The sequence below is a fragment of the Nocardioides hungaricus genome (genome assembly GCF_054782915.1).
The window spans coordinates 124,273-139,816 of sequence record NZ_BAAGRO010000026.1 but is presented as its reverse complement, the minus strand read 5'-3'; the positions used below and the strand labels follow the sequence as shown (position 1 = coordinate 139,816).

Sequence of the window (15,544 nt, the reverse complement as noted above, 5' to 3'; positions counted from 1 at the left end):
CAGTCACCCGCCCTGGTGGGCGGTGACGACCTCCACCGCGTCGTTCTCCGACAACCGAGTGTCGTGCCACGCCGCCGCCGGAACCACGGCGCCGTTCAGCGCGACTGCCACCCCTCGCGCGGACGGCACGAGGCTGTGCAGGGTCGCCTCCTCCTCCACCACCCGCGGTGTCCCGTTGACCTTGATGTTCATGGCACGACCACCCTTCCGTGAGGTGCCGGCGTGAGACTTCCGGAGCCGTACGACGAGAACCGGCTCGGCACGAACCGCCGCACCGTGGCTGGTACGTCACCACCTTCGACGTAGGCCCGCACGGCCCGAGCGGTCACCGGAGCCAACAGCACGCCACCGCGGTAGTGGCCGACAGCCAGCACCTGGCGCACGGGTCCGACCGCGGGGTGCGGTCCGATCAGCGGCCCGTTGTCGGGGGTGCCGGGGCGATGCCGGGCGGTGATCTCGACGACTTCGGCGCTCTCCAGCCCGGGGACGAGGGTGCGCGCGGCGTGCAGCAGCCGCACCACCGCCCCGAGCGTCGCCACCGGCTCCGAGGCATGCTCCTCCTCGGTCGCACCCACCACGACCTCGCCGCCCGCCCGCGGCACGACGTACACCGTCTCGCCGTGCACCCGCGCGCGCAGGACCCGGGACGGCCGGTCGGCCCCCCGCAGCCGGATCGTCTCTCCCCGGACCGGTCGGACCTGCGGCACCAGGCTTCGGGCCTCGGCCCCGGTCGCGACGACCACCGCGTCGCAGCCGAACTCGGTCCCGTCCGCGAAGGCGACTCCCCCGTCGAGCACCGTTGCCCGGGCACGGACCACCCGGTCACCCAGCAGGCACAGGAGGGCCTCGGCGACCAGGCGCGGGTTGACGTTGTGATCCTCGGGAAGCAGGGTCGCGCCGGCGACCCGCGACAAGGTGGGCTCGTGCGCGCGTGCCTCTCGCCGGTCGAGCTCCTGGAAGGCGATGCCTTGGGTCGCGAGGACCTCGAGCGTGCGTCGCATCTGCTGCAGGTCGTCGTGGTCCTGCCCCACCAGCAGCGTGCCCGCGGTGCGCAGGTCGATGTCCACGCCGGAGGCGGCCTGCAGTCGAGCCGCGTACTCCGGCCACAGTCGCGCAGAGGCGACGCCGAGCCTGAGCAGGTCGGTCTCACCGTGCCAGGCCTCACCGGCCGGGGCGAGCATCCCGGCCGCCGCCCGGGTGGCGCCGCCGCCCGGGTCGGGATCGAACACCCGCACGTCGTGCCCGCAGCGCACTAGCTCCTCCGCGCAGGCGAGACCGACTATGCCGGCACCGATCACCCCCACCCTCATGCGAGCGCGATGGCGTCGACGAGTCCTCTCGCGGCGATGGCGGGCTGAGGTGATCGACAGATGGCCGACGCCACCGCGACCCCGTAGGCCCCGGCCGCCATCACCTCGGGCACGCGCTCGGCGTTGATGCCAGAGATCGCGATCGCCGGCAGGACCCGAGCCGCATCACGCAGCGTCTCCAACCCGATCGGGTTGGGGAGACCGCTCTTCGTGGTCGTGGGATAGACGGGCCCAACACCCACGTAGTCGGCGCCCTGCGCCTTCGCCTCACGGGCCTGATCGGCGTTCCGGCAAGTGCCGCCGACGAGGAAACCCTGCGGTGCCAGGCGTCTCGCCGCGGCGACGGGGACGTCATCACGGCCGAGGTGGACACCGTCCGCGCCGGCGGCAAGTGCGAGGTCGACGCGGTCGTTGACGATGATGCGCACCGAGGTCCCGGCAAGGCGATCCACGAGGATGCGGGTGAACGCGACAATCTGACGGTCCGACAGCGACTTCGCCCGGACCTGGACCGCGTCGACGCCCTGGCGGACCACGGCCTCCAGCACGGCGATTGCTTCGTCGTCGTACGACCCGAAGTGGGTGATGCAATGAATGCGCGGTAGCACGTCGCTCCTCACTTCCTTCGCCGGCATTACCCGGATCAGGTTCGACGGTCAGAGCGGCTCCAGCCCCATCTCAGCCCGATGCCTCGGGCTCCCGTGTGGAATGCGACGATCGTAGCAGCCGTGCAAGCTCTCTCGGAAGGAGGTCAGCCGGACGGCACAGCCGTCCCGCATTTTGCGTGACAACCACGCCGACCCGCGGTGAGGCCAACCAGTGAGCTGAGCAGGTCAGAGCCCGGCGACGTCGCCGATCAGGATGATCGCCGGCGGGCGTACCTTCTCGGTCTCGATCGACTTTCCGAGCTGACCCAAGGTCGTGCGGATGACCCGCTCGCTCGCCAAGGATCCGTCCATGACGATGGCCGCGGACTGGCCGGCGTCGCGTCCGCCAACGATGAGGGTCTGGGCGATCACAGCGGCGTTTTGGACGGCCATCATCAGGACGATCGTGCCTCTTGATGCGGCCAGGGCGTCCCAGTTGACGAGACTTTCAGGGTGGCGGGGCGGTACGTGTCCTGAGACGACGGTGAAGTCGTGGACGACACCTCGGTGTGTGACGGGAATTCCCGCCAGCGCTGGTACGGAGATGGACGAGGAGAGGCCGGGGATGACACGGACCGGGACCCCGGCTTGTTGCAGGTGAAGCACCTCCTCGAACCCTCGGCCGAAAACGTGGCTGTCGCCTCCCTTGAGGCGGACGACCCTCTTTCCGGCTCGCGCCCGGTCGAGCAGGACGGCGTTGATGTCTTCTTGGGCGGTGAACCGGCTGCGCGGGAACTTGGCGACGTCGATGAGCTCCACATCGGGAGCGAGCCTTGCAAGCAACTCATGAGACACCAGCCGATCGGTCACGACGACATCCGCGCCGAGCAGCGCCTTGAGGCCAGCGATCGTGATGAGGTCCGGGTCGCCTGGGCCGGCGCCGACGAGTGTGACTCCGGCGGAGGAGGCTGGGTCAAGGCAAAGGGCTTGGTCAGGCATGAGCGTCATTGTCCAAGCCAGGTGAGGTCATCGTCGATGCGGGCCACGGCGCCGCTGGGGACGTCGACCCACGGTGCTTCGTGTGGCTTCATGCCTTGGAGGTACGCGACGGCGGACCGTATCGCGTCCCCGTGCGACACGAGGACGGATACGGAGCCGCGGTCGAGGTCGCCGAGCACAGCACCCATGCGGTCGTACACGTCCATGAGCGACTCGCCACCCGCGATCGGTTGCGTCGGGTCCGACCAGTCGAAGGTCTCCGCTGCGGCCCAGGTCTCCTCGTACGTTCGGCCCTCCAGGTCACCCAGATGTTGCTCGCGGAGGCGGGGGTCCGACTCCGGGGTCAACTGCAGCCGGCGGCCGATTACCGCGGCGGTCTCCGCCGCGCGGGTCAGGTCGCTGTTGAGGAGGCGCTTCGCGGCCAGGCCCAGGCCCTTCAGATCCGCCGCGATCAGCTCTGCCGCCGCAGCCGACTGCGAACGGCCGAGATCGGTCAGCGGCGGATGTGCCGTCTGTCCTTGGGTCAGGCGGCGGAGGTTCCACTGCGACTGGCCGTGGCGGACGAGGTAGACCGGGTGAGGCATGGCGGTGATTCTCCCGTAGGCTGCGGACTGCTCGTGGTGCAGGAACCCGGTGAGAGTCCGGGGCGGTTCCGCCACTGTGACGTCGACAAGACGCAGCCAGACACTGGCCATGGGCTGATCCGACCGATTGACGGGGCGAGAACCCCGGAGGAGGAAACCGGCCCATGGCTGCGCCTACCCGCATCGCACTGTTGTCGACTTCCGACACGGACCTGCTGTCTGCTCGCGCCAGTGTCGCCGGCTATGTCTGGGGGAACCCCGCCCGCAGCACCGACGCCGAGCTCACGGCACTCATCGCCGGGGCCGACCTCGTCGTCGTACGCCTGCTCGGCTCGCCTCACGACCTGTGGCCCGGCCTCTCGACCGTGCGCGAGGCCGGCACCCCGCTGGTGATCCTCGGCGGCGAGCAGCAGCCGAACGCCGAGCTGATGGAGCTCTCCACGGTGCCGATGGGGACGGCAGCCGAGGCACACCGCTACCTGGCCGAGGGCGGTCCGGCCAACCTCGCTCAGTTGCATGCCTTCCTTTCCGACACCGTGCTGCTGACCGGCGAGGGGTTCGAGGCGCCCGTGGCGATCCCGGCGTGGGGGTACGCCGACCGACCTACCGCCGGCGACGGCGACCTGCCGCGCGTGGGCGTGCTCTACTACCGCGCGCACGAGGCCAGCGGCAACAACGCGTTCGCGCACGCCCTCGCCGACGCGATCGACGCGACCGGCCGAGCGGTCGGCGTCCCGATCTTCGCCGGGTCGCTCCGCTCGGCGCCCGATGACCTCTACGAGGCGCTCGGGACGCTCGACGCCCTCGTCGTGACGGTGCTCGCGGCAGGCGGCAGCGCCCCTGCCACGGCCGGTGCCGGCGGTGACGACGAGGCGTGGGACGTGGAGCGGATGGCGGCTCTCGACATCCCGGTGCTGCAGGGCTTGTGTCTGACCAACAGCCGGGCTGAGTGGGAGGCCTCCGACGACGGGATCAGCCCGCTCGACTACGCCAGCCAGATCGCCATCCCGGAGTTCGACGGCCGGATCACGACGGCGCCGTTCTCGTTCAAGGAGATCGACGCCGAGGGTCTGCCGGCGTACGTCGCCGACTCCGAGCGCTGCGCTCGGGTGGCCGGCATCGCGGTCAACCACGCCAGCCTGCGGCGGGTGCCCACCGGCGAGAAGCGGATCGCGCTGATGCTGAGCGCCTACCCCACCAAGCACGCGCGGATCGGCAACGCGGTCGGCCTCGACACGCCGGTCTCGGCCATCCGGCTGCTGCGCCGCCTGCGTGAGGACGGCTACGACCTCGGCACCGACAACCCGGTGCTGCCGCTCCTCGACCTGCCCGAAGACACCGAGGCCGGCGACGCGCTGATCCATGCCCTCATCGCCGCCGGTGGGCAGGACGAGGAGTGGCTCACCAACGCACACCTCACCGACGCGCACGTGCGCATCGGCAAGGCGGCGTACGACGCCTGGACGGCCGACCTTCCGGCGTCTCTGCGTGACGCCATGGTCGAGGCGTGGGGCGAGTCACCGGGCGGCCTGTTCGTGAACGATGACGGCGAGCTCGTGCTCGCCACCCTGCGGGCCGGCAACGTCGTGATCCTGATCCAGCCTCCGCGCGGCTTCGGCGAGAACCCGGTCGCGATCTACCACGACCCCGACCTGGCGCCCAGCCACCACTACCTCGCGGCCTACCGCTGGCTCGGGGCGGATGTCCAGGCCGGGGGCTTCGGGGCACACGCGGTGGTGCACCTGGGCAAGCACGGCTCGATGGAGTGGCTGCCCGGCAAGAACGCCGCACTGTCCGCCGCCTGCGGCCCCGACGCCGCCATCGCGAACCTGCCGCTGATCTACCCGTTCCTGGTCAACGACCCCGGCGAGGGCGCGCAGGCCAAGCGACGCGCGCACGCCACGATCGTCGACCACCTCGTCCCGCCCATGGCGCGCGCGGAGTCCTACGGCGACATCGCACGACTCGAGGGCCTGCTCGAGGAGTACGACAAGATCTCCGCGATGGACCCCGCCAAGCTGGCGGCCATCCGGGGTGAGATTTGGCAGCTCATGCACGCCGCCCAACTGCACCGTGACCTCGGCCTGGAGGAGCGCCCCGACGACGAGGAGTTCGACGACTTCCTGCTCCACGTCGACGGTTGGCTGTGCGAGATCAAGGACGCCCAGATCCGCGACGGCCTCCACGTCCTGGGCGCGGCGCCGACCGGCGAGGCCCGCGTCAACCTGGTGCTCTCCATCCTGCGCGCCGCGCAGGTGTGGGGCGGCGTCGGCAACGCGGTCCCCGGCCTGCGGGCCGCGCTCGGCCTCAAGGATGGCGCCGATCTCCGGGCCGTCGACGAGACGGAGGCGCGGGCCCGGGCGCTGGTCGAGGCAATGGAGGCGGCTGACTGGGACCCGACGTTCGCGACCACGCTGCATGACGCGCCGGAGGTCCAGCAGGTGCTGAGGTTCGCGGCCGAGCAGGTCGTCCCCCGCCTGGCCGGGACGACCGGCGAGCTCGACGCGGTCCTCCACGCGCTCGCTGGCGGGTTCGTGCCGGCCGGGCCCTCCGGCTCTCCCCTGCGTGGCCTGGTGAACGTGCTGCCGACGGGCCGCAACTTCTACACCGTCGACCCGCGGGCCGTCCCCAGCAGGCTGGCCTGGCAGACCGGCCAGGCGATGGCCGACTCACTGGTGCAGAAGTACCTCGACGAGACCGGCACCTATCCCACGTCGGTCGGACTGTCGGTGTGGGGCACCAGCGCCATGCGGACCTCCGGGGACGACGTCGCCGAGGTGCTGGCGCTGCTCGGGGTGCGTCCGGAGTGGGACGCCGAGTCCCGTCGGGTCCGCGAGCTGGTCGTCGTCCCGCTCGAGGAGCTCGGCCGCCCGCGCATCGACGTCACCGTCCGGATCTCGGGCTTCTTCCGCGACGCGTTCCCCCACGTCGTGGCGATGCTCGACGACGCGGTGCGGATGGTGGCCGAACTCGACGAGCCGGCCGAGGCGAACTACGTGCGCGCCCACTTCGCCACCGACCTGGCCGAGCACGGCGACGCCCGCCGCGCGAGGACCCGCATCTTCGGGTCCAAGCCCGGGTCGTACGGCGCCGGCATCCTGCAGGTCATCGAGTCCGGCACCTGGCGCGACGACAACGACCTCGCCGAGGTCTACACCGCCTGGGGCGGCTTCGCCTACGGCCGCGACCTCGACGGTGCCCCGGCCGCCGACGACATGCGCGCCAACTACCGCCGCATCAAGGTCGCCGCCAAGAACGTCGACTCCGCCGAGCACGACATCGCCGACTCCGACGACTACTTCCAGTACCACGGCGGCATGGTCGCCACGGTCCGCGCGCTGACCGGTGCCGATCCGAAGGCGTACGTCGGCGACTCCACCTCGCCGGACGCGATCCGCACCCGCACCCTGTCGGAGGAGACCGCCCGCGTCTTCCGGGCTCGGGTGGTCAACCCGCGCTGGATCGCCGCCATGCAGCGGCACGGCTACAAGGGCGCCTTCGAGCTGGCCGCCACCGTCGACTACCTCTTCGGCTTCGACGCCACCGCCGGGGTGGTGCACGACTGGATGTACGACAAGCTCGCTCAGGAGTACGTCCTCAACGAGCGGAACCAGGAGTTCCTGCGCAAGTCGAACCCGTGGGCACTGCGCGGCATTGTCGAGCGACTTCACGAGGCCGCCGAGCGCGGACTGTGGGCCGAGCCCGACGCCGACACCCTGGCCGCGATGCAGCAGGTCTACCTCGAGGTCGAGGGCGACCTCGAAGACCGCGAGTGAACGCCCGGTGAGGGTCCGCGTTCTCGGCGTCGGCATGGGGCCGCAGCACGTCACCCCGGAGGTGGCCGACGCACTCCGGTCGTGCGACTACGTCCTCGCCGCCGAGAAGCGCGAGGACGACGGCCTGCTCTCGGTCCGCCGAGCCATCGCGGCCGAGCACGGCGTCGAGGTGGTCGCGGTCCCCGATCCCGAGCGGGATCGGGCCGATCCGGTCGACTATGCGAAGGCCGTCAAGGACTGGCACGAGGCTCGGGTGGCGGCCTACGAGCGGGTCCTGCGCGAGCGGGGTGGCACGGCGGCGTTCCTCGTCTGGGGTGATCCGTCGCTCTACGACTCGACGATCCGGGTCGTGGACCGGCTCGCCGAGCGGATGCCGCTGGAGTACGACGTGCTGCCGGGCGTCAGCGCACCGCAGCTGTTGGCCGCCCGCCACCGGATCGTTCTGCACCCTGTCGGGCGCCCGGTCCACATCACCACCGGCCGGCGGCTCCGCGAGGAGCTGACGGCCGGCCAGACCAACCTCTGCGTCATGCTCACCGGCACCCTCGACCTGGCCGGACTCGACGACTGCTCGATCTGGTGGGGTGCCAACCTCGGCACCGACTCCGAGGAGCTCATCGCCGGGCGGGTCGCCGACGTGCTGCCCTCGATCGAAGCGGCGCGCGAGCGGGCGAAGACAGCGGCCGGCTGGCTGATGGACGTCTATCTGCTGCGGGCGCGGGAGACGCAGCCGTGAGCGGTCTGCTCGTCGCCGGGACGACCTCGGACGCCGGCAAGTCGGTCGTCACCACCGGCCTGTGCCGCGCCTTCGCGAGACGTGGCGTGAAGGTGGCGCCGTACAAGGCCCAGAACATGTCGAACAACTCGATGGTCTGCGCCGCCGCCGACGGCACGACCGCCGAGATCGGCCGGGCACAGTGGGTCCAGGCACTGGCTGCCCGCGTTGCCCCGGAGCCGGCGATGAACCCGGTGCTGCTCAAGCCCGGCAGCGACAGGCGCAGCCATGTCGTCCTGATGGGCCACCCCGCCGGCGAGGTCTCGTCGGCGGACTGGGAGACCGGCCGACGTCACCTGGCCACGGCCGCACACACCGCGTACGACGACCTCGCCGCGCGATTCGACGTCATCGTGGCCGAGGGAGCAGGGAGCCCGGCCGAGATCAACCTGCGCGCCGGCGACTACGTCAACATGGGGCTGGCCCGGCACGCATCGCTGCCCACCGTGGTCGTGGGCGACATCGACCGCGGCGGTGTCTTCGCCGCGATGTACGGCACGGTCGCGCTCCTGGAGCCCGCCGACCAGGAGTTGGTGGCCGGCTTCGTGGTCAACAAGTTCCGTGGCGAACTGGCGCTCCTCTCCCCCGGCCTGGACTCCCTGGAGCGGCTGACGGGCCGTCGGGTGTTCGGCATACTGCCGTGGGATCCGAGCCTGTGGCTGGACTCCGAGGACGCCCTCGACCTGGACGGTCGTCGCTCCAGCGGTGAGGCCGCCTTCCGGATCGCGGTCGTGCGGCTGCCGCGAATCAGCAACTTCACCGACGTCGACGCGCTCGGGTTGGAGCCCGACCTCGACGTCGTCTTCGTCTCTGATCCCCGCGACGTCGCCGATGCCGATCTGCTCGTGGTGCCGGGAACCCGCTCGACGATCAGCGACCTGGCCTGGCTGCGCGCACGGGGCCTGGACGCCGCGATCCTCGACCACGCCCGCCGAGGTCGCCCGGTGCTCGGCATCTGCGGCGGCTTCCAGATACTCGGCCGCACCATCACCGACGCCGCCGGTGTCGAGGGCGTGCCGGGTGCCGAGGTCGAGGGGCTGGGGCTGCTCGACGTCCGCACCGACTTCGCCGCCGAGAAGGTGCTGCGATTGCCCACCGGCGCCGCCCTGGGCGCACCCGCCTCGGGCTACGAGGTCCACCACGGCCGGATCACCCGCGCCGGTGGCGAGGAGTTCCTCGGCGGAGCCCGCGCGGGCAAGGTCTTCGGCACGATGTGGCACGGCAGCCTCGAGGGCGACGCGCTGCGGGGTGCGCTGTTGTCCGAACTGCTGGGCCGAGAGCCGTCCGCGGTGAGCTTCGGTGCCGCCCGCGACGCCAGGCTCGACCGGCTGGGCGACCTGGTCGAGGAGCACCTCGACGTCGACGCACTGCTGACACTCGCCCGCGACGGCACACCAGCCGGCCTGCCCGTCCTACCCCCAGGAGGTTCCCCGTGAGGCTGCTGCTCCTGGGAGGCACCAGCGAGGCCCGCGACCTCGCCGCCCGGCTCGTCGACGATCGCGACAGCGGCATCGAGGTGACCAATTCCCTGGCCGGCCGGGTTGCCGAGCCGCGTCTGCCGGTCGGGAAGGTGCGCATCGGCGGCTTCGGCGGAGTCGAAGGTCTGCGGGCCGCGCTCGCCGAGTACGACGCCGTGGTAGACGCGACGCATCCCTTCGCCCTCGGCATGAGCGCCAACGCCGTAGCCGCCTGTCGCCTCGAAGACGTCCCCCTGCTGCGGCTCGAGCGGCCCGGTTGGGAGCCAGACCCGAGGTGGCACTACGTCGACGACCACGAACGGGCGAGCACGCTGGCCGCCTCGCTCGGTGCGCGGCCGTTCCTCACCGTCGGCCGCCAGGAGCTGGCTCGCTTCGTCCCCGCGCTGTCCGGCCACGCCGTGCTCGCCCGGGTCGTCGACCGTCCCGCCCTCGACCTGCCCGAGACGTGGACGCTGCTGACCAGCCGTGGCCCCTACACCCTCGACGGCGAGCTCGCCCTGATGCGGCAGCACGCCATCGACGTCCTCGTCACCAAGGACTCAGGCGGCAGCTACACGTGGCCCAAGATGCAGGCCGCCGCCGAGCTCGACGTCGCCGTGGTCGTCGTACGGCGTCCCGCGTGCCCGGTCCGGGTGCCGACCGTGCACGACGTGGACGATGCCGTCGCCTGGGTCAGGGAGCAGTCGTGAGAGTGCTCGTCACCGGCGGAGTCCGCTCCGGCAAGTCCCGTCACGCGGAGTCGCTCCTGACCGGACCGGTCACCTACCTCGCCCCAGGGCCGGTCCAGGACGACGCCGACTGGGCCGCGCGGATCGCCGCCCATCGGGCGCGGCGGCCTGTCGACTGGACGACTGTCGAGTCCCACGACCTCGTCGGAGTGCTCGCGCGCACGGACGGGCACGTCATGGTCGATTGCCTGGGCACGTGGCTCACGGCGGTGCTCGACGAGCGTGGCCTCTGGGGTGCGCCGGCGGACGAGATCACCGACGTGATCGGACACGTTGCGCAAGAGACAGCGGACGTCCTCGCTGTTCGCGACCAGGGAGAGGACACCGTTCTCGTCACCAACGAGGTCGGCCTGGGCGTCGTCCCCGAGCACCAGTCCGGTCGGCTCTTCCGGGACCTGCTCGGACTGGTCAACCAGCGCATCGCGGCGGCCTGCGACGAGGTGCACCTGGTGATCGCAGGCAGGGTGGTCCGGCTATGACCCAGCCAGGCACCGCGCTGCTTCTCGTTGGCATGTCCGTCTCCGATGTCGACCGTCGCGACGAGCTGCTGGCGGCGGCCGCCCGCCACCATGCGGGCGTCGCCTTCTTGCAGATGGGCGACCCATCGATCTCGCGCGAGCTCACCCGGCTCGCGGACGCCGGCGCCACCACGATCAGCCTCGCCGGCATCAGCCTCGGCCCGCTCGCCCCTGGGCAGTCATGGCTACGGAGGATCGCCTCCCACTGGTGGCGCGAGCGCGCCGGGCACCGCCCGGTGATCGAGGTTGCGACCCGGCTGGCCTCCACGATCGAGGAGATCGAGCTCGCGCTGTTCGACCTGAGGCCGATCTCGGGCGCCGAGCCGGGCCTGACCTCGACCGCCTGGGAGGACGTGACCCGCCACCGGCGCCAGGTGCTCATCTGCCGCGGCCCGCGGTGCACGGCCCGCGGATCCGACGAGACGGCCCGCGCGCTGATCCTCGGACTGATGGAGGCCGGGCTCGGCGACCATGACGTGCTGGTCACCCACACTGGTTGTCAGTTCCCCTGCAACCAGGCCCCGGTCGTCAGCGTGCAGCCCGACGACGTCTGGTACGGCGGCGTCGATCCCCCCGCGGCCCGCCGGATCGTGTTCGACCACCTGCTGGCCGACACTCCCGTGGAAAGCCGCCGGCTCCCGCGCTGAGCGCAGGAGCCGACAGGTTGGTTCGCGGGACGGCCGTCAGAGGCTCGCGGCTAGCGCGCGCCGCTGCGCCCGCTCCGTCTGCGCGGCGTAGAGCCGACCGACCAGTCCGGTGAGCACCACGCCGATCACGCCCCACATCGTGGCCAGCGTGAACAGTGACGCCCGGCGGAAGAACCAGAGCGTGTCGGCCGGGAAGTCGCCGACCTCGTTGACGGTGGCGAAGAGCTGGCCGGCGACGACCATGACGGCCAGGTAGCCGGCTGCACCGGCGACGACGCCACCGTAGGTGCCGAGGCGGTTGCGCAGCCTCAGCGCGACGTACGTCGCGGCGATGACCGTCAGGACCGAGACGACCACGAAGCCGAAGTAGAGCGCCGTCCTGTCGCCGATGGTGTCACCACTTCCGACCGCCGGCGGGTTTGCCGGATACTTCAGGAACGGCACCAGGGCGAAGGCGACGAAGCCGAGCAGAGTGATCAGGGCGGTGGACTGGCCGGGCTGGAGCCGGCCCATGCGGCCGATGGTGCCGGCCGCGACGAGGGCGACGATGCCGCCGAGCGCGAGTCCGACGGCGAGGCTGCCGGTGAGCAGGCCCCAGGTCCGCTGGCTGTCCCGGGAGACTTCGGTATCCTCGCCCTCGTCACCGTGAGAGTGGCTGTGCGTGTGGCTGTGGCCTCCGGCGGCCTCGTCGCCATGGTCGTGGGACGCGTCGGTCGGCGCCTCCTCGGCTGCGGTGCCTGACTCCTCGAGGGCAATGGCAGTCTCGACGTGGGGCTCCCCCACCGAGTACGCGACGAAGAAGGTGGCGATGCCGGCAACCAGGCCGGCGATCAGACCACGGATGAGAAATGCACGTGCGGTCATGCTGGTTTCCGTTCAGGAAGCAGCGCGGCGCCGACGTCGGCGCCGCGCGCGAGAAGGTCGTCAACAGCCCCGCCGCGCTTGTTCGGGGTCGCTATCGCGCCGAAGAGCGCTCAGAGCTCGGCCCGGATCCCGGGCTCAGGCCTGGATCCGGGCCGGAATCAGGCTCAGTGGCAGGGGTAGCCGAGAAGGTGGCGTCCGTCGTGGACCCACTCGTGGATGGCCGTGCCGGCCAGGAGGGAGACGGCACCCTGGTCGGTGCTGACGAAGAAGAGCACCAGCGTCCCGAGGAGACCGAAGAACAGCGCCCATGGCGCCAGCTGGCCGAACGGGATGGTGGGAACGGAAGGTGCGCCGGCGACCGGCACCGCAGAGACCTGCGACATGTGTCCTCCTCAGGGATACGTGCGTCCCTGTTCGATGGGATGGATACGGACACTCGGGTCTGACTCCACCGCCCGGAGGCGATGTCACAGTAGCGCGACTGTGCCGGATTCTCACCGGCTTCCTCGTGCCCGTTAGCCGGATGCTATCGCACGCCGGCCCGCTGTGCGCCGAGCCACGAGCAACGCGCCGGATGCCGACACGACCGCACCGATGATGCCAACCCTGCGTGCGAGTCGGGCGGCCCGACCGATGTCCTCGGGTCGTACGGCGCGCCCGTCGCCCATGACGGAACGGTGCTCGAGCCAACTGCCGTAGTAGCGGTTCGTGCCGCCCAGCCGGATGCCGAGAGCGCCGGCGAAAGTGGCCTCGACGACTCCGGCGTTGGGGCTGGGATGGGCGGCGGCGTCACGGCGCCATGCCTTGGCGGCGGACCGCGCCGTTCCTGGCGAGGCAAGGAGCGTGGCGGCACCGCCGATCCGCGAGCCGGGCAGGTTGACGAGATCGTCGAAGCGGGCGGCGGCCCAGCCGAACCGCTCATAGCGGTCGTTGTGGTGGCCGACCATCGCGTCGAGGGTGTTGGCCGCCCGGTAGCCGAGCAGCCCGGGCATCCCGGCCACGGCTCCCCACAGCAGCGGTGCAACGACGGCGTCCGAGGTGTTCTCCGCGACGGACTCCACGACCGCGCGCGCGACCTCCGACTCCTCCAGCGCCGAGGTGTCGCGGCCCACCAGATGGGTGAGGCGTTCACGGGCGGCCGGGAGGTCGCCTGCTCTCAGGAGCGCGTCGACCGCGAGTGCCTCGCGCTCCAGCGAGCGCCCACCGAGCACCGTCCAGGCCACCACGGCGGTGGCCACCGCCTGGGCGACGGGGTTCCGCGCTGCCCGCTCCGCTACGACTCCCACCACGATCGCCGCCCCGACGAGTGCCGCCGTGTGTGCCGCACCCCGCGGCCGCGAGTCGGCGTACAGCCGACGCTCCAGCGCCGCGGCCGCGTTGCCGAAGCCGGCAACGGGATGGAGATGCTGCGGGTCTCCGAGCACGCGGTCCGCGGCGAACCCGAGCAGAAGACCGACGGCTCGGGCGCTCACGAGAGGGCCACCAGCAGGGCGGCGAGCGCCAGCTCGATCGCGGCACCGAAGACGTCGCCGGTGACGCCACCGAGCCGCCGCACCGCTCGCGCGACGACGACGGCGACCGCGGCGAGTGCCATCGCGCTGGCCAGCGCTCCGCGCCACCAGGCGAGTCCGGACCAAGCGCCGGCGAGCGAGAGAACGGCGGCGCACGTCAGCCACATGAGCACGACGACCGGCCGGGCCACGGTGCCGGTGTAGGTGTCGCCGAGTCCCCCGGGTCGTGCGGACGGCACGCCCCGGGCGCAGCAGGTGGCGAGCGCGGCGCGGGAGACGCAGAGCGCGCAGCCGGCGAGGACGGCGGCGCGCACAGGGTGCGTTGAGGCCAATACTGCGACCAGGCCTGTGGCCTGCAGGCCGAGGACCAGGACCACCGCCACGACGCCGGCCGGACCCGACGTGCCGCTCTTCATCACCGCCAATGACCGCTCGCGGTCGTAGGAGGCCGCCATGCCGTCGACGGTGTCGGAGAGCCCGTCGAGGTGGAAGGCGCGGTTGCCGAGGATGGTTGCGCCCAGCGCCAACAGAGCCGCCACGGGGATCGGCAGGTCGAGGCCATGCCCGGCCAGAGCCACCAGAGTCACCGCCACCGCGAGCGGCAGGACTGCCAGCGGTGCGAGCACCATGGCCATGCCGGCCCGGCGTCGGTCGACGAGGGCCGGTGGGGCGACGGGGATAGCGGTGAGTGTGCCGAGGGCCAGCCGCCACGCGTCGAGCAGCATCACGCCCGTAGCTCGGACAGCAACGCCACCTCGCGGAGCACGGCGGAGGCGCTGCGGACCACCGGAACGGCCGCGACAGCACCTGACCCCTCCCCCAGCCGCATGCCGAGGTCGAGCAGCGGTTCTCGGCCCATCTTGGCGAGCGCGAGGGACTGGGCAGGCTCGGTGGAGCGGTGCCCAGCGGCGTACCAGGCGGCGGCGCCGGGCTCGATCCGGTCGGCGGTGAGGGCACAGGCCACGCTCATGAGTCCGTCGAGCAGCACCGGTACGCCGTCCTGGGCTGCGGCAAGGAGGTAGCCGGTGGTGGCGGCCAGGTCTGCGCTTCCCAAGGCTGTCAGTGTCTCGACCGGGTCGCCGGCCCGGGTGCCGGCACGCCGGAGGGCGATGTCGATCACCTCGGTCTTGTGCGCAAGCGCGACATCGTCGATCCCCGTGCCGCGCCCGACCACCTCGGCTGCGGGAAGCCCGAGGCCGGCGGCGACCAGGGCCGCGGCGGGGGTGGTGTTGCCGATGCCCATGTCTCCGCCGAGGAGCAGCTGAGCACCGGCCCGGATCTCCTCTCGCGCGATCGCCGCCCCTGCGTCGAGGGCCTGCCGGGTCTGCTCCGGCGTGAGCGCGTCCTCGAGATGAATGGCGCCGCTGGACCGACGGACTTTGTGGACGGTCAGCGCCGCGCGAGTCGCCTCGTCGAGATCGGCGAAGTCGTCGTCGACACCGAGGTCTAGCACGCGGACCGCGACGCCGTGGGTGGCTGCCAAGGCATTCACAGCCGCCTTGCCAGCTAGGAAGGTGCGGACCATCGCACCGGTGATCGCGGGCGGGAACGCGGAGACACCGTGCGAGGCGACGCCATGGTCGCCGGCAAAGATGACCAGCCGGACGTCATTCACCGGCTTCGGAGGTACATGGCCCTGGCAGGACGCGAGCCAGATACCCAGCTCGCCGAGGCGGCCGAGGGCACCGGGCGGGGTGGCCAGCGCGGCCAAGCGCTTGGCCGCATGATCGCGGGCGATGTCGGACGGGGCGGAGACGTAGGGCATGG

16 protein-coding genes and 2 riboswitches are annotated in these 15,544 nt (G+C 71.6%); of the genes, 6 read left to right on the top strand and 10 right to left on the bottom strand.

Annotated features, from left to right (window positions below):
• Nucleotides 1–3: 3 nt before the first annotated feature.
• The 5 genes from thiS to ACYVKX_RS11685 form a co-directional block, all read right to left on the bottom strand.
• Nucleotides 4–192 (bottom strand): sulfur carrier protein ThiS, encoded by a 189-nt coding sequence (gene thiS / locus ACYVKX_RS11705; protein WP_034228030.1) that lies wholly within the window; start codon nt 190–192, stop codon nt 4–6.
• Nucleotides 189–1,310 carry a glycine oxidase ThiO gene (thiO, locus tag ACYVKX_RS11700; RefSeq protein ID WP_460832295.1) on the bottom strand — a complete coding sequence of 374 codons (1,122 nt, stop codon included), beginning with the start codon at nt 1,308–1,310 and terminating at the stop codon, nt 189–191. Before thiO ends, thiS begins: the two co-directional genes overlap by 4 nt.
• Nucleotides 1,307–1,945, bottom strand: coding sequence for a thiamine phosphate synthase (gene thiE, locus ACYVKX_RS11695; protein ID WP_460832292.1), 639 nt, complete (start codon nt 1,943–1,945; stop codon nt 1,307–1,309). The genes thiO and thiE overlap by 4 nt, the downstream gene beginning before the upstream one ends.
• Nucleotides 1,914–2,023: riboswitch (TPP riboswitch) on the bottom strand. Its footprint overlaps the gene before it by 32 nt.
• 120 nt (nt 2,024–2,143) lie before the next feature.
• Entirely contained in the window at nt 2,144–2,896 is a 753-nt protein-coding gene (gene cobA, locus ACYVKX_RS11690) for a uroporphyrinogen-III C-methyltransferase (RefSeq protein ID WP_460832289.1), read from the bottom strand.
• A 5-nt stretch (nt 2,897–2,901) separates the two neighbouring features.
• Entirely contained in the window at nt 2,902–3,480 is a 579-nt protein-coding gene (locus ACYVKX_RS11685; protein WP_460832285.1) for a histidine phosphatase family protein, read from the bottom strand.
• 17 nt (nt 3,481–3,497) lie between these two features.
• A riboswitch (cobalamin riboswitch) is annotated at nt 3,498–3,606 on the top strand.
• A 38-nt stretch (nt 3,607–3,644) separates the two neighbouring features.
• Here ACYVKX_RS11685 and cobN point away from each other — a divergent pair.
• From cobN to ACYVKX_RS11655, 6 genes are read left to right on the top strand one after another with little or no spacing between them, the layout of a single operon-like run.
• Entirely contained in the window at nt 3,645–7,256 is a 3,612-nt protein-coding gene (gene cobN, locus ACYVKX_RS11680) for a cobaltochelatase subunit CobN (protein WP_460832282.1), read from the top strand.
• 7 nt (nt 7,257–7,263) lie between these two features.
• Nucleotides 7,264–7,992 carry a precorrin-6A synthase (deacetylating) gene (cobF, locus tag ACYVKX_RS11675; RefSeq protein ID WP_460832279.1) on the top strand — a complete coding sequence of 243 codons (729 nt, stop codon included), beginning with the start codon at nt 7,264–7,266 and terminating at the stop codon, nt 7,990–7,992.
• Nucleotides 7,989–9,467: a cobyric acid synthase gene (locus tag ACYVKX_RS11670; RefSeq protein ID WP_460832276.1), complete on the top strand. Its 1,479-nt coding sequence runs from the start codon at nt 7,989–7,991 to the stop codon at nt 9,465–9,467. The genes cobF and ACYVKX_RS11670 overlap by 4 nt, the downstream gene beginning before the upstream one ends.
• Nucleotides 9,464–10,198: a cobalt-precorrin-6A reductase gene (locus ACYVKX_RS11665; protein WP_460832272.1), complete on the top strand. Its 735-nt coding sequence runs from the start codon at nt 9,464–9,466 to the stop codon at nt 10,196–10,198. Before ACYVKX_RS11670 ends, ACYVKX_RS11665 begins: the two co-directional genes overlap by 4 nt.
• Nucleotides 10,195–10,716, top strand: a complete 522-nt coding sequence (locus ACYVKX_RS11660; RefSeq protein ID WP_460832270.1) for a bifunctional adenosylcobinamide kinase/adenosylcobinamide-phosphate guanylyltransferase — start codon at nt 10,195–10,197, stop codon at nt 10,714–10,716. The genes ACYVKX_RS11665 and ACYVKX_RS11660 overlap by 4 nt, the downstream gene beginning before the upstream one ends.
• A 32-nt stretch (nt 10,717–10,748) precedes the next feature.
• Nucleotides 10,749–11,402 carry a (2Fe-2S) ferredoxin domain-containing protein gene (locus tag ACYVKX_RS11655; protein ID WP_460832267.1) on the top strand — a complete coding sequence of 218 codons (654 nt, stop codon included), beginning with the start codon at nt 10,749–10,751 and terminating at the stop codon, nt 11,400–11,402.
• 36 nt (nt 11,403–11,438) lie between these two features.
• On the opposite strand, the gene ACYVKX_RS11650 is transcribed toward ACYVKX_RS11655, so the two are convergent.
• The 5 genes from ACYVKX_RS11650 to cobT all read right to left on the bottom strand — a co-directional run bounded on the left by ACYVKX_RS11650 (nt 11,439) and on the right by cobT (nt 15,542).
• Entirely contained in the window at nt 11,439–12,266 is an 828-nt protein-coding gene (locus tag ACYVKX_RS11650; RefSeq protein ID WP_460832265.1) for a CbtA family protein, read from the bottom strand.
• A 164-nt stretch (nt 12,267–12,430) separates the two neighbouring features.
• Complete coding sequence (locus tag ACYVKX_RS11645; protein WP_068751247.1) at nt 12,431–12,649, bottom strand: CbtB domain-containing protein; 219 nt, start codon at nt 12,647–12,649, stop codon at nt 12,431–12,433.
• A 132-nt stretch (nt 12,650–12,781) separates the two neighbouring features.
• Nucleotides 12,782–13,738, bottom strand: coding sequence for a cobalamin biosynthesis protein (locus tag ACYVKX_RS11640; protein ID WP_460832262.1), 957 nt, complete (start codon nt 13,736–13,738; stop codon nt 12,782–12,784).
• Nucleotides 13,735–14,502: an adenosylcobinamide-GDP ribazoletransferase gene (locus ACYVKX_RS11635; RefSeq protein WP_460832369.1), complete on the bottom strand. Its 768-nt coding sequence runs from the start codon at nt 14,500–14,502 to the stop codon at nt 13,735–13,737. The genes ACYVKX_RS11640 and ACYVKX_RS11635 overlap by 4 nt, the downstream gene beginning before the upstream one ends.
• Nucleotides 14,502–15,542: a nicotinate-nucleotide--dimethylbenzimidazole phosphoribosyltransferase gene (cobT, locus tag ACYVKX_RS11630; protein ID WP_224131706.1), complete on the bottom strand. Its 1,041-nt coding sequence runs from the start codon at nt 15,540–15,542 to the stop codon at nt 14,502–14,504. Before cobT ends, ACYVKX_RS11635 begins: the two co-directional genes overlap by 1 nt.
• Nucleotides 15,543–15,544: the final 2 nt, after the last annotated feature.